Annotated in this window: 23 protein-coding genes; 8 read left to right on the top strand and 15 right to left on the bottom strand. The window is 64.3% G+C overall.

All coding sequences use genetic code 11. The annotated features are described in order from the left end of the window. Positions 1-43 precede the first annotated feature (43 nt). The 4 genes from GGC65_RS17590 to GGC65_RS17575 are packed head-to-tail and all read right to left on the bottom strand — an operon-like array spanning position 44 to position 5,238. Positions 44-1,576 (bottom strand): DUF885 family protein, encoded by a 1,533-nt coding sequence (locus GGC65_RS17590; RefSeq protein WP_192648345.1) that lies wholly within the window; start codon positions 1,574-1,576, stop codon positions 44-46. Then, positions 1,573-2,718, bottom strand: coding sequence for a beta-propeller fold lactonase family protein (locus GGC65_RS17585; RefSeq protein WP_192648344.1), 1,146 nt, complete (start codon positions 2,716-2,718; stop codon positions 1,573-1,575). Before GGC65_RS17585 ends, GGC65_RS17590 begins: the two co-directional genes overlap by 4 nt. Then, positions 2,715-3,989: a C4-dicarboxylate transporter DctA gene (gene dctA / locus GGC65_RS17580; RefSeq protein ID WP_192648343.1), complete on the bottom strand. Its 1,275-nt coding sequence runs from the start codon at positions 3,987-3,989 to the stop codon at positions 2,715-2,717. Before dctA ends, GGC65_RS17585 begins: the two co-directional genes overlap by 4 nt. 55 nt (positions 3,990-4,044) lie before the next feature. Then, positions 4,045-5,238 (bottom strand): mandelate racemase/muconate lactonizing enzyme family protein, encoded by a 1,194-nt coding sequence (locus tag GGC65_RS17575; protein ID WP_192648342.1) that lies wholly within the window; start codon positions 5,236-5,238, stop codon positions 4,045-4,047. A gap of 97 nt (positions 5,239-5,335) precedes the next feature. On the opposite strand from GGC65_RS17575, the gene GGC65_RS17570 reads away from it, so the two are divergent. The 4 genes from GGC65_RS17570 (at position 5,336) to hutC (ending at position 9,797) form a co-directional block, all read left to right on the top strand. Beyond that, complete coding sequence (locus tag GGC65_RS17570) at positions 5,336-6,232, top strand: LysR family transcriptional regulator (protein ID WP_192648341.1); 897 nt, start codon at positions 5,336-5,338, stop codon at positions 6,230-6,232. A gap of 107 nt (positions 6,233-6,339) precedes the next feature. Beyond that, on the top strand, positions 6,340-7,707 hold the full coding sequence (locus tag GGC65_RS17565) for a glycoside hydrolase family 28 protein (protein WP_192648340.1): 1,368 nt from the start codon (positions 6,340-6,342) through the stop codon (positions 7,705-7,707). Then, the gene (locus GGC65_RS17560; protein WP_192648339.1) at positions 7,704-8,798 is read left to right on the top strand and encodes an alpha/beta hydrolase; all 1,095 of its coding nucleotides are present in this window, start codon (positions 7,704-7,706) and stop codon (positions 8,796-8,798) included. Before GGC65_RS17565 ends, GGC65_RS17560 begins: the two co-directional genes overlap by 4 nt. 162 nt (positions 8,799-8,960) lie before the next feature. Then, positions 8,961-9,797, top strand: coding sequence for a histidine utilization repressor (gene hutC, locus GGC65_RS17555; RefSeq protein WP_225940880.1), 837 nt, complete (start codon positions 8,961-8,963; stop codon positions 9,795-9,797). Between the two features lie 4 nt (positions 9,798-9,801). Here hutC and GGC65_RS17550 read toward each other — a convergent pair whose 3' ends face one another. The 8 genes from GGC65_RS17550 to GGC65_RS17515 all read right to left on the bottom strand — a co-directional run bounded on the left by GGC65_RS17550 (position 9,802) and on the right by GGC65_RS17515 (position 18,482). Further along, positions 9,802-10,539 (bottom strand): PepSY domain-containing protein, encoded by a 738-nt coding sequence (locus GGC65_RS17550; protein ID WP_192648338.1) that lies wholly within the window; start codon positions 10,537-10,539, stop codon positions 9,802-9,804. Further along, a complete protein-coding gene (locus tag GGC65_RS17545; protein ID WP_192648337.1) occupies positions 10,536-11,240 on the bottom strand; it encodes a PepSY domain-containing protein in 705 nt (234 codons plus the stop codon). The genes GGC65_RS17550 and GGC65_RS17545 overlap by 4 nt, the downstream gene beginning before the upstream one ends. 11 nt (positions 11,241-11,251) lie before the next feature. Continuing rightward, on the bottom strand, positions 11,252-13,954 hold the full coding sequence (locus tag GGC65_RS17540) for a TonB-dependent receptor domain-containing protein (RefSeq protein WP_192648336.1): 2,703 nt from the start codon (positions 13,952-13,954) through the stop codon (positions 11,252-11,254). 331 nt (positions 13,955-14,285) lie between these two features. Continuing rightward, positions 14,286-15,377, bottom strand: a complete 1,092-nt coding sequence (locus tag GGC65_RS17535; protein ID WP_192648335.1) for a copper resistance protein B — start codon at positions 15,375-15,377, stop codon at positions 14,286-14,288. Next, entirely contained in the window at positions 15,374-17,158 is a 1,785-nt protein-coding gene (locus GGC65_RS17530) for a copper resistance system multicopper oxidase (RefSeq protein ID WP_192648334.1), read from the bottom strand. Before GGC65_RS17530 ends, GGC65_RS17535 begins: the two co-directional genes overlap by 4 nt. Before the next feature lie 57 nt (positions 17,159-17,215). Beyond that, positions 17,216-17,779: an RNA polymerase sigma factor gene (locus tag GGC65_RS17525; RefSeq protein WP_192648333.1), complete on the bottom strand. Its 564-nt coding sequence runs from the start codon at positions 17,777-17,779 to the stop codon at positions 17,216-17,218. Next, positions 17,776-18,216, bottom strand: coding sequence for a periplasmic heavy metal sensor (locus GGC65_RS17520; RefSeq protein ID WP_192648332.1), 441 nt, complete (start codon positions 18,214-18,216; stop codon positions 17,776-17,778). Before GGC65_RS17520 ends, GGC65_RS17525 begins: the two co-directional genes overlap by 4 nt. After that, positions 18,216-18,482: a hypothetical protein gene (locus tag GGC65_RS17515; RefSeq protein ID WP_192648331.1), complete on the bottom strand. Its 267-nt coding sequence runs from the start codon at positions 18,480-18,482 to the stop codon at positions 18,216-18,218. The genes GGC65_RS17520 and GGC65_RS17515 overlap by 1 nt, the downstream gene beginning before the upstream one ends. A 146-nt stretch (positions 18,483-18,628) precedes the next feature. On the opposite strand from GGC65_RS17515, the gene copC reads away from it, so the two are divergent. Both copC and copD read left to right on the top strand, forming a co-directional pair. Next, the gene (gene copC, locus GGC65_RS17510; protein WP_192648330.1) at positions 18,629-19,021 is read left to right on the top strand and encodes a copper homeostasis periplasmic binding protein CopC; all 393 of its coding nucleotides are present in this window, start codon (positions 18,629-18,631) and stop codon (positions 19,019-19,021) included. A gap of 4 nt (positions 19,022-19,025) precedes the next feature. Next, positions 19,026-19,937 (top strand): copper homeostasis membrane protein CopD, encoded by a 912-nt coding sequence (gene copD, locus GGC65_RS17505; protein WP_192648329.1) that lies wholly within the window; start codon positions 19,026-19,028, stop codon positions 19,935-19,937. Between the two features lie 105 nt (positions 19,938-20,042). On the opposite strand, the gene GGC65_RS17500 is transcribed toward copD, so the two are convergent. Both GGC65_RS17500 and GGC65_RS17495 read right to left on the bottom strand, forming a co-directional pair. Next, positions 20,043-20,273, bottom strand: coding sequence for a hypothetical protein (locus GGC65_RS17500; RefSeq protein WP_192648328.1), 231 nt, complete (start codon positions 20,271-20,273; stop codon positions 20,043-20,045). Positions 20,274-20,370: 97 nt separating this feature from the next. Continuing rightward, positions 20,371-21,567: an alpha/beta fold hydrolase gene (locus tag GGC65_RS17495; RefSeq protein WP_192648327.1), complete on the bottom strand. Its 1,197-nt coding sequence runs from the start codon at positions 21,565-21,567 to the stop codon at positions 20,371-20,373. 199 nt (positions 21,568-21,766) lie between these two features. Between GGC65_RS17495 and ybaK the strand changes: the two genes are divergently transcribed. Beyond that, the gene (ybaK, locus tag GGC65_RS17490; RefSeq protein ID WP_192648326.1) at positions 21,767-22,240 is read left to right on the top strand and encodes a Cys-tRNA(Pro) deacylase; all 474 of its coding nucleotides are present in this window, start codon (positions 21,767-21,769) and stop codon (positions 22,238-22,240) included. Between the two features lie 52 nt (positions 22,241-22,292). Here the strand turns inward: ybaK and GGC65_RS17485 are convergent, their stop codons facing one another. Then, positions 22,293-23,240, bottom strand: a complete 948-nt coding sequence (locus tag GGC65_RS17485) for an MBL fold metallo-hydrolase (protein WP_192648325.1) — start codon at positions 23,238-23,240, stop codon at positions 22,293-22,295. 162 nt (positions 23,241-23,402) lie between these two features. Here GGC65_RS17485 and GGC65_RS17480 point away from each other — a divergent pair, with 162 nt between their 5' ends. After that, positions 23,403-25,280: an ATP-binding protein gene (locus tag GGC65_RS17480; RefSeq protein WP_192648324.1), complete on the top strand. Its 1,878-nt coding sequence runs from the start codon at positions 23,403-23,405 to the stop codon at positions 25,278-25,280. Positions 25,281-25,319 lie beyond the last annotated feature (39 nt).

Here is a 25,319-nt window from a genome sequence, read left to right as displayed (position 1 = left end):
CCCCGCGTCGCTTGAATTCGGTTCAGTGTCATTGCTCTCCCTTTCATAATTTTTGTTGGTCGGTCGTTCGCGCCGCGAGCAGCGGCAGAGTCATCGGTCCAAAGTCGAGGGCGGCCGCGTGGAAGTCACGGATGTCGCCCGTCAGCGTGAAGCTGCGCCGCAGGTCGGTAAGTTCGAGCCAGCTCAGCGCTTCGGCAGCGCGTGCGCCCGGATTAACGATCGCTTGGTCAATGTCCTGGTCAAAGGGCGCGAAATACGCGGGCTCACCCTGCAGCAAATCGAGCATGCGCCTTGCTTCTTCGCCCGACCAACGCGCGCTATGGATACCGGTGTCAACGAGGCCCCGGCAAAGCCGGAACATCTGCCAGTAAAGATGGCCTAGCAGCGCCGGGTCATCGCCTTCAAAGGCCCCCTGCTCGACTGCGAGTTGCTCGCCATATATCGCCCAACCCTCGGCAATCGCAGGCGCATAGGCCGAGCGGAGCGGATGCGCGCGCGCGGTGGTGCCGCCAAGAAGCTGCATCATGTGCCCCGGGACAAGTTCGTGATGCACGACCGCCGGCAGGCTCCACATCGGTCGCCGGCCAATGTCGCGGAGGTCGACGACATATGCGCCATCGCTGCCCTGCCCTGGAATAGCACGATAGCCTGAGCGACCCGCCGCATCCTCGGCCGCCGTCATCCGTCGAACACGCAATGCCGCTACATCCGCCGGAACGGAATGAAACAGCGAAGCCAGGCGCGGAAGCACCGCATCCAGCCGCTCGTTCATATCGGCAACGGCGCGGTCGCGTCCGGCCTCGTCATCACTGTAGAGCCAGCGCGACTGACGCGCAAAAGTGCGAACGCGCTCGCCGATGGAGCCTCCGTTCAGACCCTGCTTGCGCAGCAGTACATCCATCCGCGTCCCGAGGTTTCGGACTTCTTCTCGCAGGCGATCATGCACGTCTGCTGGAGTTACGCGCCCGCCATACTGCCGTTCGAGCATCGCCGCATAAAGCCCTTCGCCATCCGGAAGGCGCCAAAGCCCGGGCGCATCGGCGGACGAGGCCCGACACGCCGAGAGCTGGGCGCATTGGCGCCACAGAGCCTGGGCAACATCTGGCGCTGCCTTGATCCCCGCGGCCAACACCGACGCGATCGTGCGTTCGAGGATCGCGCGCGGTAGGACAATGCCGGCGGCGGCGGCGATTCGGATCGCGTCGGTCTCGGCGGAAATACGCTCGGCAAGCCCCGCGTCCGCACCCGATGTCATGGCCTTGCGCCAGCTTCCCGAAAATGGCGACACGGGGTACGGGCTCGCCGCTTCGCGCCGGAAAGGCAACCGTCGCGCCAGCGAGGCATCGACGCGCAGGCCGGCGAGAACGACGTCGCGATCGGCCTGCGCCGACGAGGAGAGACCCACGGCAGGAATCGCATCGAGAAGGCGCAACTTGTCGGCCGGCGCCATGTCGTCGGTGAAACTGTCAAGCAGCAAGCGCAGCGACAAATCTGCATCCTTGGCTGCAAAAGCCGGCCATGCATACAGCGTGCCTGCAGATGCCGCCGCGACGGCAATGAACTCGCGCCGCGTCATGGTTCGACCGTTGCGATCGCCGCCGGACCGACCGGCAAGTCAATCGCGCCTGCGGGGGTCAGCGTGCGCCCGTCGAAAGCAAAGCGCTCAAGCCTCTTTGCCGCCATGCTCTGGACGAGCAGCCATTTTCCGTCCCGCGACCAGACTATGCCCTGCCCCCACGCGCCCGACGCTATCTCGGTCACCGGTACCAGCCGTCCTGACGCGATGCGCCAAATGCGGAGGATGCCGCGTTCATGCCAAGTCGGGGCTGCGTGGGCGAGGTTTGAGCCGTTGTTGACGGTCGCCGCGACGAATGCGCCGTAGGGCGACATCTTTATCCCCTCGGGCGTGAGCCCGGCCGCCACCGTGTCGACCACCAGCGGCCGCTCCGTGGATAGGTCGATCAAGCTGATCGTGTCGATATCGCGACCGCCCCCACCAATATTGGCCGACACGGCATAACGCCGAGGCCCCGCGGTATCGATGGCATAGGGACGAAGGCCAGGCGCGATCGTCTCGGACAGCAGATGAAGCGCCTCCCCCTCGATAGCAAGCATAGCGATACGGTGGTCGCCATCGCGTGAGACGAGCGCGCGCTTGCCGCCATCGAAGAACAGCGGCTGGGCGGGAGAGGACGACCGATCGCCCACCGCCAGGGTTGTGACGGGGCGGAGCCGCCCCCGTTCGATCGCGAACATCGTGACCGAGCCTTCGGCGCGGTTGGCGACCAGTGCGATGCGGCCCGCCGGATCGATCGCAATGCCCGACGCGCCGCTTCCGGCCGTCACCGTCTGGACGACATGCGGAGCGGTTCCGGCGAGATCGAGCAGCGTCACACGATCGTCGGCAACGATCCGGGCGGGGTCGTCGCTGGCGACCTTGCGCGCCGAGGTGACGACGGCGAAGCGGCCGTCCGGGGTTAGCGCAACGCTGCGCGGCGGGCCGATCACGCTGGCGGGAACCCGCGAGCGTCCGACCACGCGTGGCGCAGCGCCCGTGAAGTCGACCAGCACCGCATCGTCCTCGCCCGGTCGGGCAGGGACGACCTGAGCGCCGTCATCGAGCAGCTGCTTGCCATCCTGGACCGATACGGCGAGCTGCGCCTGCGCTGCGAACGGCAGGAGCGCCGCGATGAAGGGGGAAAGGAAGCGACGCGTCACGACGACACCTCCTTGCCACTCAGCACGGCCTCGGCGCGCTGCCGGTCGAGCGCGCCATCCCAGCGTGCGACCGCGAGCGTGGCGACGCCGTTGCCGATAAGATTGGTTACCGCACGCGCCTCGTTCAGGAAACGATCGATGCCAAGCAGCAGGACGAGCCCCGCGACGGGAATGGCGGGAATGGCCGAAAGCGTCGCCGCGAGCGTGACGAACCCCGCCCCCGCGACCCCGGCCGACCCCTTCGACGTCAGCATGAGCACCGCGAGGATGACGATCTGGTCCATCACGCTGAGCGGCGTATTCGTCGCCTGTGCGATGAATATGGTCGCCATCGTCAGATAGATGCAGGTCCCGTCGGTGTTGAAGGTGTAGCCCGCGGGCAGCACCATGCCGACGACCGGCCGCGCGACGCCCATGGTTTCGAGCTTGCGCATCATCTGCGGCAGCACCGCCTCGGTCGAACAGGTGCCGAGCACGACAAGGATCTCGTCGCGGATGTAGCGCAGGAAGCCAAGGAACGAGAGCCCGACGATCCGCATCACCGTGCCAAGCACCACCACGATGAAGAAGAAGGTCGTGACATAGAGCGCCACGAGCAGATGGCCCAGCGACCAAAGGGTATCGAGACCATATTTGCCGATGGTGAATGCCATGCCGGCCCCGGCGCCGAGCGGTGCCAGCCGCATGACCATGCCGACGATCCGGAACAGCGCCTTGTTGAGCAGCTCGATCAGGTCGACGATCGGGCGCGCCGCCTCGCCCATGCCGCTGAGCGCCAGGCCGACGAGCAGCGAGAGCAGGATCACCTGCAGCATCGAGCCCATGACGAACGCGCCGAGGAAGGAATCGGGAATGATGCCAAGCAGGAAGCCGGTGATGCCGCCGTCGGCCGCGGCGGTGGTGCGATAGGCCTCGATCGTGCTGGTATCGAGCGCCGCGGCGTCGATATTCATGCCCGCGCCCGGCTGCATCAGATTGGCCACAAGCAGCCCGATCGCGAGCGCGATGGTCGATAATATCTCGAAATAGACGAGCGCCTTGAAGCCGAGCCGGCCGACCTCCTTCAGACTGCCCATCTGCGCGATGCCGACGACGACGGTGCCGAAGATGATCGGCGCGAGCAGCATCTTGATCAGCTTGATGAAGCCGTCGGCGACGGGCTTCAAATGGGCGCCGGCGTCCGGCCACAGGAAACCGATCGCGACGCCGATCAGCATCCCTGCGAGGACCTGGACGTACAGTTGGCCCGACAATCGGCGCGCAATCCCCATTCGCTCTCCCGTCTGCAAACCCCCGAATCTCTTGGTCAGGTGGCCGCTGGTCATGTCACATCAAAATCTTGTCGGGCACGATGTCCTCGGTCAGCGTGCGCATCAACTTGTACAGTTCGGACTTCGCCTCGAAACCGACCCCCGGAACGTTGGGTAAGCCGACATAGCCGTCTTCGACCCTTATGCCATCGGCAAAGCCACCGAAGGGCTGGAAGACATCGGGGTAGGATTCATTGCCACCAAGGTGCAGGCCCGCGGCGATGTTCAGCGACATCTGATGCCCGCCGTGCGGCACGACGCGGCGCGTCGACCAACCCTCGGTCCGCAGCACGTCCAGCGTCCGCAGATATTCGACAAGACCATAGGACAATGCGCAGTCGAACTGGAGCCAGTCGCGGTCCGGACGCATCCCGCCATGGCGCAGCAGGTTGCGCGCATCCTGATGCGAGAAGAGATTTTCGCCGGTCGCCATCGGGCGGTCGTAGTGGCGGCCGAGCTCGGCCTGCAGCGCGAAGTCGAGCGGGTCACCGACCTCTTCGTACCAGAAGAGGTCATAGGGCGCGATCGCCTCGCCGAAGCGGATCGCAGTGTCGAGGTCGAAGCGCCCGTTGACGTCGACGGCAAGATTCCGACCTTCGCCGACGACCTCGAGCGCCGCCTCTATGCGGGCGATATCCTCTTCGAGCGGGACCGCGCCGACCTTCATCTTGCAGACACGGTAGCCGCGGTCGCGATAGGAACGGAACTCGTCCTGAAGCTGCTTGTGGTCCTTGCCCGGGTAATAATAACCGCCGGCGGCATAGACCCACACGCGGTCGTCGGGCTCGCCATCGCCATAGCGTTCGCAAAGCAGGCGATAGAGCGGCTTTTCGGCGATCTTCGCGACCGCGTCCCACACCGCCATGTCGATGGTGCCGACGGCGACCGACCGTTCGCCATGACCGCCGGGCTTTTCATTCGCCATCAGCGCCGTCCAGATGGCGAAAGGGTCGAGATTGTCGTTGTCTTCGTCGACCAGCCGCTCGGGCGCGATCTCGGCGAGGCGCGGCAGGAAGCGTTCGCGCATCAGCGCGCCCTGTCCGTACCGGCCGTTGGAATTGAAGCCGTAACCGATGACGGGACGCCCGTCGCGGATCACGTCGGTGACGACCGCGACGACCGAGCAGGTCATTTTCGAGAAGTCGATATAGGCATTGGCGATCGGCGAGGCGATCGAGACCGTCTTCTCTCTGATTTCGGTTATCCGCACTGGCCTCTCCGTCTGTTATGCTCTCCCACTAGGCTCGCGGCGACGGCGCCGCCAATGCCATTGTCCTTTCTCGCTATGCGCGTTATGCATAGTGGCCATGGAACTCACCTGGCTCGAAGATTTCCTCGAACTCGCCGAAACCGGTAGCTTTTCGCGCGCTGCCGAAGCGCGCAACATCACCCAGCCCGCCTTCAGTCGGCGCATAAAGGCGCTTGAGGATTGGGTCGGTGCGCCGCTGTTCATCCGCACACCGCAGCGCACGACACTGACCACGGCGGGCGAGCAGTTCCTGCGCGGCGCGCCCGACCTGGTCCGGCGCCTGCTCCAACTGCGGCGCGAGGCGCGCGAGGCGGGCGGGCGTGAAACCGCGACCCTGCGCTTCGCCGCAACGCACGTCCTGTCCTTCACCTTCTTCCCGCACTGGATCCGCTCCGTCGAATCGCATGGCAGCTTCGGTCCGGTACGCCTCCTTTCCGACAGCATGCAGGCGTGCGAGGAGCTGATGTTCCAGGGGCAGGCCCAATTCCTGCTGTGTCATCGCCATGCGCTGGCGCCCAGCCGGTTCGAACCGCGCCAGTTCCGCTCGGCGGTGGTCGGCCATGACGCGCTGATGCCGCTGGTCGCCCCCGACGCCGACGGGCGCCCGCGCTGGTCGCTCGACGCGCCGGGGGAAGTACCGCTGCTTGCCTATACGGGCGAGTCCGGGCTCGGCCGGATCGTTGCAGCGCATCGCTTCGAGGAGCGCGCGCCGGGGCTGAAGGCCGTCTTCTCGGCGCACCTCGCTGCGAGCCTGCTCGGCATGGCGTGCGACGGGCGCGGCGTCGCTTGGCTGCCGCACAGCGTCGCCGCGCAGGATATTGCGGCGGGACGCCTGATTCCCGCGGGCGGAGCCGAATGGGAAATCGGCATGGATATCGTCCTCTTTCGCCCCAACGCACGCCAGAGCCCCGCCGCCGAGGGCTTCTGGGCCGAGGTCAATGCAATCTCGGCATAACGGGACACACCAACGGCATTGGAAGCGCACGCACCCGCGCGATAGGGGCTGGCGATACCCATAAAAGGAGAGGCCTTCCGATGGCGCCGCATAAATTGCTTGCCGCTATGATATTTTCGCCGCTGTCATTGCCGTCGGCGGCGCACGCCCAAGCGACCATCAGCATTCCCGACCGGACCTGCTCGGTCGTCGATGATGGCGCCGAGGGGTCGCTGATCTGGGCGCAGCTCACCCATTATGACACCAAAGCCTTTCAGGCCGCGATCGACCGCTGCGCCGCCGCCGGTGGCGGCACCGTGGAAGTGCCGGCAGGCGAATGGATGATCGGGCCGATCTATCTCAAGAGCAATATCCGCTTCAACATCGCCAAGGGCGCCGAGGTGCTGGGCGGGACCGATCCCGAGCTGTTCGGCGGCCCCGAGGCCGACGGCGAACGCATCGGCCTCATCAACATCGCCGATGCCGAGAATGTCGAGGTGACCGGCGAAGGCCTGATCGATGGCCAGGGCGCGGTATGGTGGGAGCGGATGCGCGCGTTGTGGCGGTCCGACCCGCGCTTCGCGACCGACGGACAGGCGCGCCAGCAGTTTCCCGACCGGCGCCCGCGTCTGGTGCTGGTGTCGAACAGCCGCAATGTCGCGCTGCGCGGCGTGACCTTCGCCAACTCGCCTTCCTTCCATCTCGTGCTCAGCGATTCCGAATATGTCACGATCGCGGGCGCGCGGATCACCTCGCCGGCGCATGGCCCCAACACCGACGCGATCGACCCGACGCGGAGCCGCCATGTCCTGATCGCCGACAATTTTATCAGCGTCGGCGACGATGCGGTCGCGATCAAGTCGAGCGACCCCGACCCGCGCTATCCCGATGCGATCAGTTCCGACATTGTCATCCGCGGCAACACCATCCACGCGAGCCGCGGTATCTGCATCGGCAGCCAGACGAGCGGCGGGGTCACTCGCGTCCTCGTCGAAAACAATGTCTTTGTCGGGTCGATGTACGGGTTCCGGATCAAGACCGCGCGCGGCCGCGGCGGCGAGATTTCCGACATCACTTTCCGCAACAACCGGATGACCGACGTCGACGTCCCGCTCGTCTTCACCAGCTATTATGCCTATCGCCCGATGGACCGCCGCGAGGCCGAACGTCAGGCGGCGCCGACGGGGTTCGTCCTCGGCAACCAGATCTGGCCGGGCGAAGACGACCCCGCTCGGCCCTTCGTCGCGGATTCGACGCCGCGGATCAGCAAGGTGACCGTCGACGGGCTGGAGGCGACGGGCGCCGACTGGGCAGGCGTCGCGACCGGCCTTCCCGAAAGCCCGATCGAAGGACTGGTCCTTCGCAATGTGAAGGTCGAGGCGAAGAAGGGTTTCCTGCTCCGCAACGCGTCGGTCGAGGGTCGGCCGGAGATGTTCACGGGAACGACCGGGCCGGCGATCATCACCCAGCGGGACGGCCGACTGTTGTCGCGGTGATCCGCGCCGTCCTCGCCGCGACCCTCGCCGCCGCCTTCGCCTCGGCCGCGCCGGTCCGCGCCGAACCGATCGAAATCGCCCGGCAAGGGGTCGTCTATACTGGCGGCGAGGTTCGCGGCGACGCGGTGGCCGGCCAGATGCAGACCTTCTTCCAGATTCCGGCGAAGGTCGGCCGACGCCACTATCCGATTATTTTCATCCACGGCAGCCGCCTGACCGGCGCCGGGTTCTTGGGAACGCCTGACGGGCGCCCCGGCTGGGCCAGCTGGTTCCTCGGGCGCGGCTGGCCGGTCTATATCGTCGACCAGCCCGGCAAGGGCCGATCGGGATATTTTCCTTCGGCCTATGGCGCGCAGGACCGCGACCCCAGCCGCAAGCAGATCGCCGAGCGCTTCACCGCAAGCGCGAAAATGGATCCCCTGCCCTGGCCCGAAGCCCGGCTGCATACGCAGTGGCCCGGAACCGGCCTGCCCGGCGATCCGATCTTCGAGCAATTTTTTGCGTCCGAAGTGGCGAACATGCCCGACGTCGACATGCAATATGCGCTGACGCTGAAGGCCGTTACCGAACTGCTTGCCAAGACCGGGCCGGCGATCATCGTCACCCATTCGCAGGCCGGACCGCTCAGCTGGATGATCGCCGAGGCAAACCCGGGCAGGGTGAAGGCGATCATCGCCGTCGAGCCTACGGGCAATGCCAGCCGCAATGCCAAGGGCGCCGCGACGCGTTGCGGCATCACCAACAGCTGCCTGAATTTCGCGCCCGCGATTACCGATCCGTCAGAGCTCGACCTCGTGCGCACCGACCGGCCGGAGGGGCGCGGCACGCCCTGCTGGTTACAACGCAAGCCACGCCACAAATTGACGGCGCTTTCCGGCATCGCGATCCTTATCGCGACGGGCGAAGCCTCCTACCACTCCGGACAGGATTATTGCACCTCGGCCTTCCTCTCGCAGGCCGGCGTCGCCAACGAATATGCCTATCTCCCCGAACACGGCATTCACGGCAACGGCCACATGCAAATGCTGGAAAAGAACAATCTCGAAATCGCCGCTTTCTACGAAAAATGGCTGCTTCTGCGGCTTCGCTGAACTGCCAGGCACCAAGAAACACAACTAGCAAGCGATCTACGCCGCGCGAAGCTGGCCGATTGCGGACCGACAGCTTTTGGTACCCAATGCGAAGAAGCAGAGATTGAAAATCGACCTGCTTGGCTATGCGAGAGATCACAGCGGGAAAGCCCTTGAAGTGGGTTGGATTTCTCCGGTTCCGACCTGTATATACGACTGATGAGTTCCTCTTCATTTGTGTCACATGGCTCGGCCGGACAAACGGCTCCGGAATCCGCCAGAATTGCAGAAGTTGGCGCTCGCAAAGCTGAACATCCGTCGCCCCGCTATGCGATTATCAAACAATCTATCTCGGACGCCGTCCGTGACGGCCGATTGAGAGCCGGCGACCGTGTTCCCTCCGAGGCGGAACTCGTCGACCAATTCAACGTGTCGCGCATGACGGCAAACCGGGCCCTGCGCGAGCTTCAGGCCGCAGGCGTCATCGTTCGCCGGGCGGGAATCGGATCCTTTATCGCCGAACCCAAACCCATCGGGCAGATGATCGAGATCCGCAACATCGCCGATGAGATTCGCGAGCGGGGCCACGTCTACCGCGCTCGCGTCATCCAGAACATCGCTGAACGTGCGAACGCGGAGAGCGCGCCCTTGCTTGCGGTCCCTGTTGGGACAAAGATGTTCCATTCGATCATCGTTCACCATGAGGCCGAATTTCCGATCCAGCTCGAGGAACGTGTCGTCCTAGCATCGATCGCCCCCCACTATGGCGACATGGATTTTACCGCGACGACGCCCAACGAATATCTCACGCGCATCGCGCCGCTCGAACGCGTCGAGCATCGGGTCTGCGCGATGATGCCCGACGAGCGAGTCCGCGCGATGCTCGGCCTCGAAGCGGGAGAGCCGGTGCTGCGGATGACGCGGCAAACCTGGAGCCGCGGGCGACTGGTGTCGCACGCATGGCTCACCCACCCCGGAACGCGGTTCGAACTGTCAGCGGCCTTCTCGATCGACGACTGAACGGTCAGATGGCGCTTCGTGTCACCACCACCGGCTTGCGGCGACGGCGGAGCCAACGAAAGTCGGCGCGGCTGAAGCTTTTGAACAACAGATAGAAGCCCGTTCCCGACAGCCACAGTGCACCGAACGCAACGAAGATGATCAACGGGTGGTTGAAGCTTTTCCGGTTCACATAATCCATGTTGTGGAGCATCCAGAAGAAATCCCACGTTCGCCAGGTGTCACCGCGCATGACGAGGAAGCGTGCGGTATCGAGCGAGACATAGGCGCTGCTATTCTCTTCATCGGCGAAGTCGACCCGCCACATCGGCCCCTTGAAATCGCGCGCCTCCAGATTCGGTTTCGACAGGACATTGACCGAGCGGATCGGCGCCTCGTTCATCATCGACGCAATCTCGCGCGCCATATCCTGATCGACGCGGATATGCTCACCGCTCGTTGCGTCGACCAGCTGGACGCCCTTCGGGCTGTGAACTTCATAGACGGGCCGCGCACCGAGATCGCGGAGCACCAGTCCATGGACAGGCTCGCCATCCGGCAGCTTTGCAAGCGCGGCATAGTCGCCGGCAGGCAACGGATGCGCATGGCTCATGCCGCCGCCATGGCCGCCGACCTTGTCTTTGTCGAGCAGCGCCATCACCGAGCCGCTGAGTGCCCAGAGAAGGAATTGCAGGCCAAGGATCAGGCCGACCCATTTATGGACGCGGCGGAAGAACAGCGGCGTCAGGCGAAACTTTTTCATGCCTTCTTCCTCTTGCGGCGCGGGAAGGACCAGATCAGCAGCCATGCCCCCATCACAGCCATGGCGAAGGTGCTCCATGTCGCGATGCGGAGCAGCGGATTGTTGACGTCGGTGCGCTCGTCATAATCCATGATGTGTAGCATCCAGGCGAAATCGAAGACGCGCCAGAGCGCATGGCGCCGCGAGATGAGCTCGCCCGTTGCGGGCGACAGATAGAGCGTCGGCCGGTTCCATCCGTCGAACTCGACCTGCCAATAAGGCGGCTTGCGCGACTGCATTTCCTGCCGGGCTTCGGTCAACAGTTTGACCGAGACGATCTTTCCGTCACCTGTATAAATCCGCTTTGCGAGCGCCCGGATCTGCGCCTCGTTGGGCTTGGGCAGCGGCCGCGCCGTCACCGCATCGAACAGGCGTGGTCCCTCGGGCGTCTCCGCACGCCACACCGTTGCGCCGAAGTATCGCTGCAGGCGCACCTCCGACACACCCGGCGCCGCTGCGATCACTTGCGACGGCTCGGCCAGACGCGACAGGTCGAAGGGCTTCTCGATCGGCGGACGGACCAGATTGTCCCCGTGGATGATGTCGATATGGACGGCGACCATATACATGCCGGTCAGCGTCCAGAGCAGCGCCTGGACGCCGACCACAAGGGCCAGCCATTTATGCGTTCGCCGAACGAGAAGCGGCCAGCGGATTGCCATCGTCGATATCCTCAGAACGCGGTGCGGAAACCGACATAGAAGCGGCGACCGAGCAGGTCATAGGTCATCGTGTCGGTATTCGCATCGGTGAAGCTCTGGATATAGGGCGCCTTGCGATCGAAGAGATTGTCGACCCCGAGCTGGAAGCGCGTCTTCTCGTCGATTTCCCAGGCGAGCTGGACGTTATGATAGAAGACGTTCGGCGTCCGGTAGCCGATCTCGCCCGGCGAGGCGTTGAAGTCGGTCGCCTTGCCGACCCACTGCGTCGACCAGGTCGCGCTGATACCGTCCTTTTCCGCCGTCAGAACACCATAGCCGCGCCACCTCGGATAGCCGCCGTTGCCGCCGCCGATGAAGCCGTCGAAGAAGATCGGCGCGCCGCCCGGGAAGGGATTGACGACATATTTGTTGAGGTAAGTGGCATTCATGTCGAGCGAGATGTTCACCGCTCCGATCCCGCCGGCATAGACCAACCCGAGGTCGAGCCCGTTCATTTCCTCGCGTCCGGTGTTGATCGGCTGCGCCGACAGGTAGGTGACTTCGCCGGTCAGCGTGCTGCGCGTGAAATCGTCGCAGAAGGGGTGCGACAGATTCTGGCTCGCATAGCAGACCGAGAGCTTGGTCGAACCCGGGATCGCGCGGATCGCGTCCTTGATCTTGATGTCGAACCAGTCGGCGGTCAGCGACAGGCCGGGGACCAGCCCTTTCGGCGAGATCACCGTACCAACGGTCCAGGTCGTCGAGCTTTCGGGTTTCAGATTCTGGTTGCCGCCGACCGTGGTCAGGATCGTCGTGCCGAGCTGGACATAGTTCGCAGGCACGCCCGAGGCTTGGCAGTTTGCGATCAGCGTCGCATTGCCGCTCGTCGAATAGCGCGAGCAGGGATCGGTCGTCGTCAGATTGCCTTCGGACACGCCGCCGAAGAGCTCGGGGACGTTGGGGATGCGAAAACCGGTGCCATAGGTGCCGCGCAGACGAATGCTGTCGTTGATGACCCAGTCGAGCGTCGCCTTGTAGTTCCAGTCGTTGCCGAACAGATCATAGTCGGAATAGCGCACCGCGCCGCCCGCGGTGAGCGCCTGGAAGAAAGGCGTGTCGGCCAAAATCGGCACCGAAAGCTCGAGATAGGCTTCCTTCGCAACGCTTTTCCCCGAAATCGGGCTTTGCTGGTTGGTGTTGGCGACACCGAGCACGGTCAGCGGATCGGGATCGCGCCAGCCCTTTTCCTTGCGATAGACGACGCCCGCCGCGAACGACACGGGTCCCGCAGGCAGCTTGAACAGATCGCCGTTGAGATCGGCGGTAAAGGTCGCCAGTTCGTTTCCTCCGCGGTCGCGCGAGGTGAACAGGATATAGTCGAGCACCTGCGGCGTCAGGTCGCCGAAGCCCAGATAGTCGCCGCACGGGACGGACGCCCCGGCTGCGAGGCTGCATTTGGTCGTGTCGAGCGTGTTCGCGACGCGCTCGAGATTGGCGATATTGGTCGAGCCATCGACCGCGGTGTTGCGCCCGAAACTCCCCGCGACTTCCCACGCCCAATTGTTCGACAGCTTGCCGCGCAGCCCGAAGGTCCCCTGCCAGGTGTCGGTTTCCTGGAAGAACTGGCGCGGCCCGGGTTCGGCGAGGCGGCGTTGAACAAGGACGATATTTTGGCCCGTCGGGTTCGTCGGATTGCTCGCCGCGATCGAAAGATTGCGCAGCGTCCCCGGCGTCGCGATCTGGTTCGATTTGCGGAAGGTATAGAGAAATTCGCCAAACGCCTCGATGCTGTCGGTCAGATCATAGTCGGCGAAGAAGGCCGTGCTCACGCGTTCGACCGGGCTGACCGCGTTGAGGAACGGGTTCGAATTGAAATTATGCTTCGCGGCGCTGTACGGCTCGAAGAAATTCCCGTTGCCGCCGGGGACCTGGTTGAAGTTGATCTGCTGGCCGTTGGGCAGCACTGCGCGGCCGCCGATCGTCGAGGCGCTGTTGACGCAGGACAATTGCCCCGGCGTCGTTTCGGCAAGCGAACAGGGTGCACGGCTCGCCATGTTGACGGCCTTGGTCTTCTGGTAGGTGACCGCGGCCATGAAGCCGCCGCGGTCGTTGCGGATGCCCCATAGCAGGTCTGCGGTGAAATCGGACCCGTCGCCCTTTTCGGTAAGGCCCTGACGGACGCTGAGGCCCAGCCCTTCATAGTCGGTCCGGGTGACGAGATTGACCACGCCGGCCATCGCGTCCGCGCCGTAAATTGCCGATGCGCCGTCCTTCAGCACGTCGGTCCGCGCAAGCGCTGCGACCGGGATCATATTGAGGTCGGGCGACGAGTTGGCGCCCGTGCCGCCCGCGACAAGACGGCGGCCGTTAAGCAACACGAGGGTGCGCTTGATGCCAAGGCCGCGCAGGTTGACCTGCGCCGTGCCATAGCCGTTGTTCGTCCAGTAGGCCGACGACTGGTTGCCTGCGAAGCCCGCGTTGGCCGGCAGGCGCTGGAGCACGGTTTCAATGTTCACGACGCCGGTGTTTTCGATCTGCTCGGCCGAGACGACGGTCGCGGGGCCCACGCCCGCGAGGTCCTGACGCCGAATGCGCGATCCTGTCACGACGATGTCGCTGCCCGATCCGGCGCTCTCGGCGCCCGTATCCGGCACGACATCGGTCTGGGCGAAAACTGGTGTGGAGAGGCAGGCGACGGCAGCGGCGCCGGCCAGCAATGTTGTCCTGATCGTCATGGCGAAACCCCCTTTTTGGCTTTGCATCATGCGAGAGAGCATCAATTGTATATACAGGTCAACAATAAATTTCTCGTTTTTTCAATATCTTAGTTACGTATGAACTAGACACAGTCCCGTAACAAATACGCATCGGAAAGCCTCACCCCTCATCTGGTGTTCATTTTTTTCCCGCACCTGTGAATTTTGAAATTTTATTACGAGCATGCCGCGCTCGACATCGGCACGGACACCCGGGCCGGTCGACCCTCGCGCGACTCGCACATCAACAAAACGGCCGCGTCTCGAACTTCGAAACGCGGCCGCTAGACCTTGGCTTTTCGCAAATCGATCAGAACCAGGCTCTGACACCCATGACAAAGCTGACGCCGCTCGCGCCCTCGCCGGCGGCGCGCGCAAAGCGTGCCGTATCGCCCAATTTTCGAGCCCATTCGACCCCGACATAGGGGGCGAACTCCCTGACGATCTCGTAGCGGAAGCGAAGCCCGAGCTCCATGTCCGATAGCCCCGACCCGATGCCGCTTTCAGGCACGTCCTGCACCGCGAAATTAAGCTCGGCCATCGGCTGCAGGATCAGCTTCTGGGTGATGCGCTGGTCATAATAACCCTCGATCCGGCCCGAAACGTCGCCCTTGTTGGACAGGAACAGCGCCCCCTCGACCTCGAACCAATAGGGAGCGAGGCCTTCAAAGCCTACGGTAGCATAGGTGCGGTCGGGGCCATGCCCCGCATCCTGGCGTACGCCGGCCTGCAGATTGAAATAGGGACCGACCGCGCGGCTGTAGAGCAATTGCGTTTCGGCGTTTTCGATGGCTTCGCCGAAGGCGCCTTCGCCTTCGCTCTTGATCGTGAGGCGATTAATGTCGCCGCCGTACCAGCCCTCGGCGTCCCAGCGATAGCCGTCACGCCCCTTGCGGGCCTGATATTCGGCGAGATTGAAGCTGAGGAAGGCCGTCGTCAGGCCGCCGCTCTCTTCCATCATCACATGGCGCGAATGTTCCATCTCGCCTTTCGGATAGAGGCGGTCGGCATACCAGTCGTCCGGAACGGGGGGCGCCGGCGCGTCACCGGGCGGAAGGTCGGTCCCGACCGCACCGGAAGCCGCAGTCGGTGCCGGCGCTGCAGGCGTGCAATGGCCCATCGCCGCATGTTCGGGCGGACAGGCCGGACCGGCAGGCGCCTCGGGTGCGGCCGGGTCCTCCGCCTCCGGCACGCAATGCCCCATCGCCGCATGCTCCGCCGTGCAGGTTGCCGACGGCGCCATATCCATCTGTGCGCCGTCGCCATGGTCCATCGACATCGGTTTGTCCGCAGCCGGCGCCGAGGGCGCGCTGCCGTGCGAGCCATGGCCCGACTGGGCAGCAGCCGGAGTTGCGACAGCCATGACGGCGATGCCCGCCAGCAGCAGCGATGCGCGCATCATGCTGCGTCCTCCTTCGGACGGACGCTGACAACGCGCATCATCCCGGCGTGCATGTGATAGAGCAGGTGGCAATGAAACGCCCAGTCGCCGAGCGCGTCGGCGGTAAAGTCGAAGGTCGCGATGCCGCCGGGCTGGACGATCACGGTATGCTTGCGCGGTGCGCGGTCGCCCTTCCCCGTCACCAGCTCGAAGAAATGGCCGTGGAGGTGGATCGGGTGGACCATCATCGAATCGTTGATCAGGTTCACGCGCACGCGTTCGCCCTCGATGAAGGGGATCGGCTCGTGATGGTCGGACATCTTCACGCCGTCGAACGACCACATGAAGCGTTCCATATTCCCCGTCAGATGGATGTCGAGCGAGCGGCTCGGCGCACGCACGTCGGGGTTGCGCTCGAGCGCGACGAGGTCGCGGTAGGTCATCACCTTGTGCCCGACGTCCTCCAGCCCCTGCCCCGGCTCGCCCATGCGGTCGACGGGCATCGGCGAGATCGACTGGACGCTCGGGTCGCGCTTGACCTGCGGCGCGACGTCGAAGTCGCGCATGCTGTGGTTCATCCCGCCCGCGCCATGCCCCATCGCCGCATGGTCGGCGCCCGCATCGGCGGCGGGGGTGCAATGCCCCATCGCGGCGTGCTCCTCAGTGCACGACGCATCGCCGCTGCCGCCCATCGCGCCCATGCCCATGTCCTTCATCGTCGCGAGCGGACGCTTGCGCAGCGGCGGAACCTCGGCCGCCATCCCGGCGCGCGGCGCCAGCGTCGCGCGCGCCATGCCCGACCGGTCGTTGACTTCGGCGATGAAGCTGTAAGCGCGATCCTCGACCGGGTTGACGATCACGTCATAGGTTTCCGCGACGCCGATCTGGAACTCGTCGACCGGCAACGGCACGACATTGAGGCCGTCGGCTTGGACGATCGACATCCGCAGGCCCGGAATGCGGACATTGAAGATCGACATCGCCGAGGCATTGACGATGCGCAGCCGCACCCGCTCGCCGGGCGCGAATAGCGCCGTCCAGTTGTCGCGTGGCCCGTGGCCGTTGACGAGGAAGGTATAGGTCGAGCCGTTGACGTCGGCAACGTCGGTGGGGTCCATGCGCATCGCGCCCCACTCGACCCGCTCCTTCAGCGACTGATCCTCGCCGGTCAGTAATCCGCCAAGCGTCTGGCGCTGCATGTTGAAGTGGCCGGGATTGACCTTGAGTTTGCGGAAGATCGCCTCGGGCGACAGGCGGCTATGATCCGACAGCACGATCACATGCTCGCGGTCATAACCGACGGGGTCGGCATCCTTCGGGTCGATGACGATCGGGCCATAATGGCCGATCTGTTCCTGCAGTCCCGAATGGCTGTGGTACCAATAGGTGCCGGCCTGGACGATCGGGAACTCGTAAACGAAGGTCGAGCGCGGCTTGATGCCGGGGAAGCTGACCCCGGGAACCCCGTCCATGTGAAACGGCAGGATCAGTCCGTGCCAGTGGATCGAGCTGTCTTCGTCCAGCTCGTTGACCACCGTCAGCCGCGCCTTTTGCCCTTCCCTCAGGCGGATCAGCGGGCCGGGAATCGTCCCGTTGATCCCGATCGCGCGGGCAACCTTGCCGTCGACGCGCATCGTCTGGCGCGCGATCCGCAGCGTGATGTCCTCGCCGGACACGGTCGGCAATTGGGCTTTCAGGCCCGCCGAAACCGGCTGCGCCCATGCCGGCATCCATGCGGCAAGCGCCGCCGCCGCCCCGCCGCCTGCTGCCGCGCCAATGAATCGCCGCCGATCGATCTGCATAATCCCGTTTCTTCCTGTCAAACCTGTATAGCCATACGCACGCACCCCATGCGTCCCTCATTCGCCGAGCAACTCACGCAGCCTGCCGCGCGCACGATAGAGGCGCGTCTCGATCGCCTTCTCGCTGACGCCCAGCATCTCCGCCGCCTCGGACTGGCTGAGTTCCTCTACGCCGCGCAATACGATGACTTCGCGAAGATTGGACGGCAGATCGGCGATCGCCTTCCGTACCCGGGCCAACTGGGCGCGGTCGGCAGCCTCCGCTTCGACAGTTGGTCCCTCACCGGCGACGTCGTACGCGGCTTCAAGAGGAAGCGCGCGCGTGAAGAAGGATCGGACCGCGCGGCGGCGCGCCCAGTCGCGGCATTTGTTGAGCGCAATACGCGAGATCCAGACGCGGAATGGTCGCTCGCCATCATAACGGCCAAGCGCCGCGAAGCCGGCGACAAAGCTTTCCTGCGTCAGGTCCATCGCCTCATTCTCGTCGCCGACATTGCTGCGGATCAGGCGAAAGACGGCAGCCTTATAGCGCGCCAGAAACTCGCGATACGCATCCTGCCGACCGGAAAGGGCGAGCGCCGCGAGATCGCGGTCGCTGCATTGCGACAGATCGCCCGTCACCTCGCATCGGCGGTCAGCGCCTTGACCACAACCTTGTCGAACATTGCAGCCTGATCGCGATCGAGAACGCTGCGCATTGCGAACAGATGGCGCAGCGTCTCCTTCTGCAATTCGCCCATCACCTCATGCGTCTCGTCGATCGCCTTGGTCACGCGCGGACCATAGCCATGCTCGGCCTCGATTGCCTGCGCCAGACGGATGTTCGACGCCCGCATTTCGAGTTCGAGCGCTTCGCGTCGCCCGGAATATCGTGCCTCTATCGCCTGCAGCCGCTTCTCCTGTTCGGCGGTGAGCGTCAGCTCGCGGTGCAGCAGCGCATGCAGCTCGGTCTCGCTCGGCTTCGGTGCATCGACGAGCAATCGGCCGACAAAAACGCCGGCGAGCGCCGCCACGAACGCGATGAACCCGATGATTGCTACCCGGCGTGCGGCGGTCATCAGCGCGCGTCCAATATCGCCGAGGGCGCCAGCGGGCTCGCGGGGATCAGCGGCGTCAGCGGGCTCGCCGCAACCGCGCTCGGCACGAACACGCTACCTGCGACCATTCCGCCACCAAGCGAAAACAGCGCCGCAACCGCCATCAGGCGGCGCGTCGCAGCAGCTTCGGCCTTGCGGACGGAGAGCGCGAGGAGCACGCGGTCGTCGAGCGCGTCGAGCGCCGACGGCAACGCGCCCACATTCAGTTTCCGAAGCTCTTCGTCCATACCCTTTTCACCGGTCCTTCCAGAAAGCGATACGCACGCGAACGCGGCACCCCTCATCCTCTCCCGAAACCGCCCCGATCTGTTTCTTTGAGGGCTGCGGTATCACCATGCGTATTAGCAGCAAGACCATCCGATTGGAGCCTTTTATGATCAAGCTTTCCCTCTCCCCGCTCGCCGGGCTGGCGGCCGCCGCGGCGTTGGCACTTTCGCCGACGGCCGCGCTCGCGCATGCCAAACTCGTGGCATCGACCCCCGCAGCGAATGCCAAGGTCACCAAGGTGACCTCGATCCAGCTCAAATTCAGCGAAAAGCTGATCGCCTCGACCGTCAAGGCCGAACTGGTGATGACCGGCATGCCCGGCATGGCCGATCACCCGCCGATGAAGATCGCCATCGGCTCTGCGATGGGTAAGGACGGCAAGTCAATGACGCTCACCCCGAAACGCGCCCTCGTCCCCGGCACCTACAAGGTCAAATGGTCGGCCGCTGGCGCCGATACGCACCGCATGGGCAGCGAATTCAGCTTCACTGTGAAATAGGACAATGGCCGATATCCTCATGATCGGCATCAGGTTCCTCCTGTTCGCGGACCTGATGTTGATCGTGGGGCTGGCCGCCTTTCCGCTTTATGCGGTTCGCGGCCTCGATGATGACGCCACCGGCATTTCCGCCGAGCTCGCGGTCGCGCAGCCTTGGCTGTGTGGCTTCGGCTTACTTACGTCGCTTGCTGGGATGCTAGCCCTCACCGCGAGTATGCAGGGCGTCGCTATCAGCGATGTCGCGCCGGCGATGTTCGTCTCGATGGCGACCGAAACCGATGTCGGCAAAGCATGGATCGTAAGAATTCTGGCGCTGGGTGTGGCAATCATAGCTGCCGGGCAGCTCCGCAGGCGCCCGCCAGGCGCAGGCCTCATGTTGGCGCTCGCATCGGCAACCGCCCTTGCCAGCCTCGTCTGGTCTGGTCATGCCGCCGCCAGCGAGGGGCTCCCCGGAACCATCCATCGCACCGCCGATGCCCTCCACATGATCGCGGCGGGGATATGGCTCGGTGCCATCGCCGCATTCCTCATTCTTCTCCGCCCGGCAGCCGATGGTGTTGGGCAGCCGAGGTCTCACATGGCGGCGCGAAGTCTCGAACGCTTCGCGCCGGTCGGCACCGGTTGCGTCATCGCGATCGCAGCAACCGGCATGATCAACTTCGAAATGATCGTGGGCCTCGAACGGGCCGGCAGCATGCTCCGCTCCACTTATGGGTATCTGCTCATCGCCAAGCTACTGCTTTTTGCAGGCATGCTCGTGCTGGCAGCCCTCAACCGCTGGCGTTTTTCCCCGGCACTTTCCACCTCATATGACGGGCCTTCGCGGGCGGCAGTTCGCCGCAGCCTTGCGTTTGAAGCGAGCGCGGCGGCCAGCATCCTTGCTGTTGTCGCAATACTCGGCACCATTGAGCCCTGACCCTGCCCACCGCCTCACCGGTCCGACCGTGGCCGTCAGCCGATTGGCACACTTAGGTGCACAATTTTGACTGGCGATTCTCATCAAGCCAGCAAAATTAAGAACTTAAGCACCGGCTGGCTGGGGCGGCAGGTGTTTTTCGAGAAAATTAAGTCGTTGTGAAACAATGACATTGTGTCGATCTTCAGTGAAAATACCCGTTTTTCGGCCCGTATTTGTTTGAGCTTCAGCGAGGCATTTTGCGATCTTGTGTTCAAAATCGACAAGGCGTTCATCCTTCACGGCAGAGCGAATGCCGACAAAGCTGCGCCCTCCTTTCAACCATAAACGTTTCACTTCGGAGCGCTGGGACGGCCGGCGGATTTGGCACTACGCTGAGTAAGAATCACCCGGGAGAGTCTGCCGACATCCCTGATTGGAGTTCGGTGCGTCGTCAGTATCGCCCGGCAGCCATGCGCGTGACGACTTCCGATCCGCGGACCAGCGTTAGATCTATGGGGCACCGCTCCGCGATCGCCAGGATCTTTTCGCGCTCCTCCTCCGACAAACTACCTTCGAGCTCGATCGTTCGCGTGAACACGTCTTCCGGGGTTTGGCCGCTGCGCTTGTCATGCGTTACGATCGTCCTCGCTTTGCCAAGCCCAAAGCCCTTGCGATCGGCATAAAGACGCATCGTCATCGTCGTGCAGGCTGCCAGCCCTGCCGATACCAGTTCATAGGGCGCCAACCCGGAATCTAGTCCACCTTCGGAAATCGGTTCGTCGGCGAAGAAGCTGTGCGAACCACTCCGCATCGCCAGCTGGAATTTGCCGCCAAGAGTTTCTTCGGCGACAACGCCGCCGCCGTCGGGCGCTTCCAGGTCGGCCTCCAGGATTGGCAAATATCGAGGCGCCCACGCGGCAATCATCGCCGCAGCGAATTCCGCATCACCGGGACCGGTGAGAAGATGATCCGCTTCGCCGAGCGAGACAAAGCTCTTGGGATGCTTCGCGGCACCGAACAGCGCCGAGGCGTTGTCGATGCCGACGAGTTCGTCGCGAGGGGCATGGAGAATCAGGAGCGGCCGGTGCAGCGCCGCGACGCGGGGCAGCAAATCCTGCTGACGAGCGTCCGCAACGAAGCTGCGATCGAGCGAGAAGTGCCGGCCGGCGAGGAGGACGTCGGCGCGTCCCTCGGCGTCGATCCGTTCCAGGCTCGCCGGGTCGACGAGGTGCAGCACATGGCGGACCTCTGCGGGTGCTGCAATCGTTGCGACTGCCCTGATCCCCGGCATCGCGCCGGCGGCGGCAAGTGCTGCCGCCCCTCCAAAGCTGTGGCCGATAAGGAGTGTGGGCAGCATGCCCGCCGCTTCCATAGCCACGTCGGCCGCGATCAGGTCGTCGGCATTATCCGCGAAGCGGGTTTCGCCGAACGCGCCTTCGCTCGAGCCAAGTCCGGCAAAGTCAAACCGCAGCACACCGATACCCTGCCGCGCGAGTGCGCGCGCAATCCGCACCGCAGCAAGGCTGTCCTTGCCGCAGGTGAAGCAGTGGGCGAAAATCGCCCATCCGCGCGGCGTCACCGCAGGACGATCGACAAGTCCGGAGAGGCGATTGCCCCGCGCGCCGAGAAAATCAAAGGATTGCGCCATTGGTCGGGCTCCTTCCCGCCGCGCCGCGCGCGGCCAATGCGCGATCATTGTTCACCGCGAGCGACCACGGCGCTATTCATACCTAGGTACGAATTTGCCCGCACCGCGACTTGGACTAACCGCGCCGCCCGGTTCGGCCGCCGATGCGCCAGCCCCCGGAAACCGCAATCACGCGGTGGGCCATTGATGGAGAGAAGGCATGGCACGGACCACGCCCGCGACAAGGGCGCTCGATAAGGCAGGAATCGCCTTCGAGACCCGCACGTATGACTATGATCCGGGCGCCGACCGCATCGGCGTTCAGGCTGCCGAAGCGCTTGGAGAGGAGCCCCGGCGGGTACTGAAGACGTTGATGGCGAAAGTCGACGGCAAGCCGGTCTGCGTCATCGTCCCGTCCGATCGCGAGGTGTCGATGAAAAAGCTCGCGGCCGCGCTCGGCGGCAAATCGGCCGCGATGATGGCGCCGGCCGATGCCGAGCGCCTGACCGGCTATCATGTCGGCGGCATCAGCCCTTTCGGACAGCGCAAGCAGGTGCCGACTGCGATCGAGGAAAGCGCGCTTGCCGAGCCTTATATCTATGTGAACGGGGGCCAGCGCGGACTTCAGCTTCGGCTCGAGCCCCAGGCGGCCATATCGGCGATCAATGCGATCGCCGCACCGCTCGTCGCCTGAAAAAAGAAGGCGACGACCGAGGTCCGGTCGCCGCCCAGGGGGGAGAGAGGGTTCAGACGCCGCGGTAGACGAGCTGGGTGAACAGCGCCGGGTTGATCACCCCGCCGCCCCATTTCGCGTCGAATTCGGCCGACGGCTTGGCAGCGATCGTCTCGTCGAGCGACTTGCCCTGCGCCTTCAGCGCCGCGACGCGGTCGCGGATCGTGACCAGCATGTCCCGGAAAGCAACGAGATCGGCGCGCGATCCGACCGGGCCGTGGCCAGGCACGACGATCGTTTCCGCCCCCGACTTCTCGATGTTCCAGTTGGCCGCACGGATCATGCCGTCGATGCTGCCGCCCGCGACATAGTCGATGAACGGATAGACGCCGTTCCACCAGGTATCGCCGGTCGCCAGGACATTCGCCTTGCGGAAATAGACCGAGAGGTCGCCATCGGTGTGCGAGGGCATATAATGGCGGATCTCGACGGTCTCGCCATTGAAGGTCATGACCTTCTCTTCGTCGACGAGCATCGCCGGACGGTAACCCGCCGGCACCGGATCGAAGGTGTGCCCCCATTCCACGACGCGGATCGTTTTGTCGAGGTGCGCGGCGGTGTTGCGCTGCGCGATGATCTTCGCACCATCTTCATGGGCCCAGCCGTTGCCGTCGGTATGATCCCAGTGCCAATGCGTGTTGATAACGAAGTTCAGGCCACCGGGACGCAGGCCGGTCAGCACCTCTTCGATCTTCGCGCGCGACACCGCGATGCCGTCGTCGACGAGCAGCAGCCCCTGCGGACCCGCGAGTGCGACGATCGAACCGCCGGCGCCGTCGAGCACGGTCACATTGCCGCGCAGAGCAGTGGGTGTGACCGGCGAAGCGGCGGTTGCCGTATTGATGATGTCATAGGGCGTTTTGGCTACCTCGTCGGCATGCGCCGGTGCGCCGGCGGCAAGAGCGAATGCGAGGAGGGCGCTCGAGGCCAGACCCGGTCGGCGAATAAGAATATTGCTCATGATGTGACTCCGATACTGTTGCGAGGAGCCGATCATCGGTCAGTTGAGAGGGCGAGTAACTAATATGAAGGTTTAGACCTGCCGATTGCGCTTGCTCGGGGCTCGGGTCCGGTGCGATGGCGGAGACAAGCGGCATGCATGCTGCCCGTCCGGAGGGGTCCGATGGGGACGAAGCTTACAGGGTCAACCGCGTTCGCGCTGCTCGCACTCGCGCTCGGCATCGGCATCTTCGCGGTCGACATGTTCAGCCCGCTCGGCGGGGCTATCGCCGTCCTGTACACGGTCTGCATCATCCTGCTGACGCGCGCAGGCAGACCGGGAATGGTCGCTCTGGGCGGCATAGTCGCCGCGATCGCGGCAATGATTGCCTTCCTTGCCGGTCATTGGGGCGAGCCGGTCGGCGCCGCGCATGTCCGGCTCGGCGTCAGCCTCGCCGCAATCGGCGTCACCACCATCCTGTCCTATGGCATTCTCAACACGAGGAAGCTGTGCAGCGAACAGGCCAATATCCTCGCACTCACGCACGACAGCGTCATCGTCCTCGACCGCCATGATCGGGTCGCGGGCTGGAACGAAGGCGCCGCCCAAATTTATGGCTGGTCCGCCGAGGAGGCGATCGGCCGGGCCTATGACGACCTCATCACACTCGAGGCCCCGCGCGACGCCGCGAAACAACGGCTTGAGCAGAGCGGCGCGCTCACCGAAGAGATGGCGGGCACGGGGAAGGACGGCGTGCCCTTCGCGGTGTCGACCCGCATGGTGCGCCGACGCAATCTCGCCGGCGCGCCGGACGGGTTGATCGAGGCAAGCATCGACTTGTCCGAGCAGCGCCGGGCCGATGCGGCGCGGCGGGCCTCCGAAAACCGGTATCAGGCCATTTTCGATGCCGCGGGGTTCGCGGCGTGGGAGACCGACTGGACCGGGGTGCGCCAGCTCCTCGAGACGATCGCTCCGGATGGCGAAGATCTGGAGGCCTATCTCCTCGCCAATCCCGACCTGCTGCGGAAGGTGGCGGCAACGCCGCACATCCATGAGGCCAACCAGGCGGCCGCGACACTGTTCGGTGTTGCCGATCGCAGCGAACTGATCGGGAAGAATGTCATCGCGCGCTATCCCGAGACGAACGGCCTCGCGCTTGCGACGCTTTTCGCGCGGCTGGCCAGCGGCGAGGATCTGGTCGAGGTCGAGACGCGGATCAACAATCTCGAAGGCAAGCCGCTCGACGTGGTTCTGCGGGTGAGACTGGTTCCCGAAGGCGAGCCCTGGTCTCGCGTCCTCATCATGGCCATCGACATGACCGAGCGAAACGAGGACCGCGCGCGGCTCGAGCGCAACATGGTCGAGCTTGCCCATGCGTCGCGCGTATCGATCCTCGGCCAGCTTGCGGCCTCCATTGCCCATGAAGTCAATCAGCCGCTCTCGGCCATCATGACCTATGCGAAATCGGCACGCCGCTGGCTCAAGCGCGATACGCCCGACCTTTACGAAGTCGGCAACTGCATCGAACGGATCGATGCGAACAGCGAGCGCGCGGGTGCGATCATCGCGAGGGTGCGCAGCCTCGCGCGCAAGGGCAGCGCCCAGATTGAAGCGATCTCGCTCTCCGAGCTCGTCGATGAAGCGCTGGCGCTTGTCGATCGCGAGGCGTGCGCGGCGCGCATCACGATCCGCACCGAAATCGAGCCCTCGGACATCAGCATAGCGGCCGACCGTATCCAGATCCAGCAGATCCTGGTGAACCTCGTCATGAACGCAATCCATGCGAGCGCGGAGGCCGAACCGGGGGGCGACATATCGATTACGGCTACGATCGATACGGACGGCATGGCGCACATCGCTGTCGCAGATCGCGGCAGCGGTATCGTCGGGATCGAACCGCATGCCCTGTTCGACGCCTTTTACACGACGAAACCCGACGGAATGGGCATGGGGTTGTCGATTTCGCGATCGATCGTCGAGGCGCATGGCGGGCGCATTTCCGCCGCCAACAATCCCGGCGGCGGGGCGACGATCAGCTTCACCATCCCGGTCGCGGTTTAGGCGGGTGGGAGCCGCCGCCGCCATGCTATACCGGACTCA

It is taken from the genome of Sphingopyxis sp. OAS728 (assembly GCF_014873485.1).
In the GTDB taxonomy this organism is placed as follows: domain Bacteria; phylum Pseudomonadota; class Alphaproteobacteria; order Sphingomonadales; family Sphingomonadaceae; genus Sphingopyxis.
Note: the sequence above shows the minus strand (reverse complement) of the source record. Positions and strands in the feature narration are given on the sequence as shown.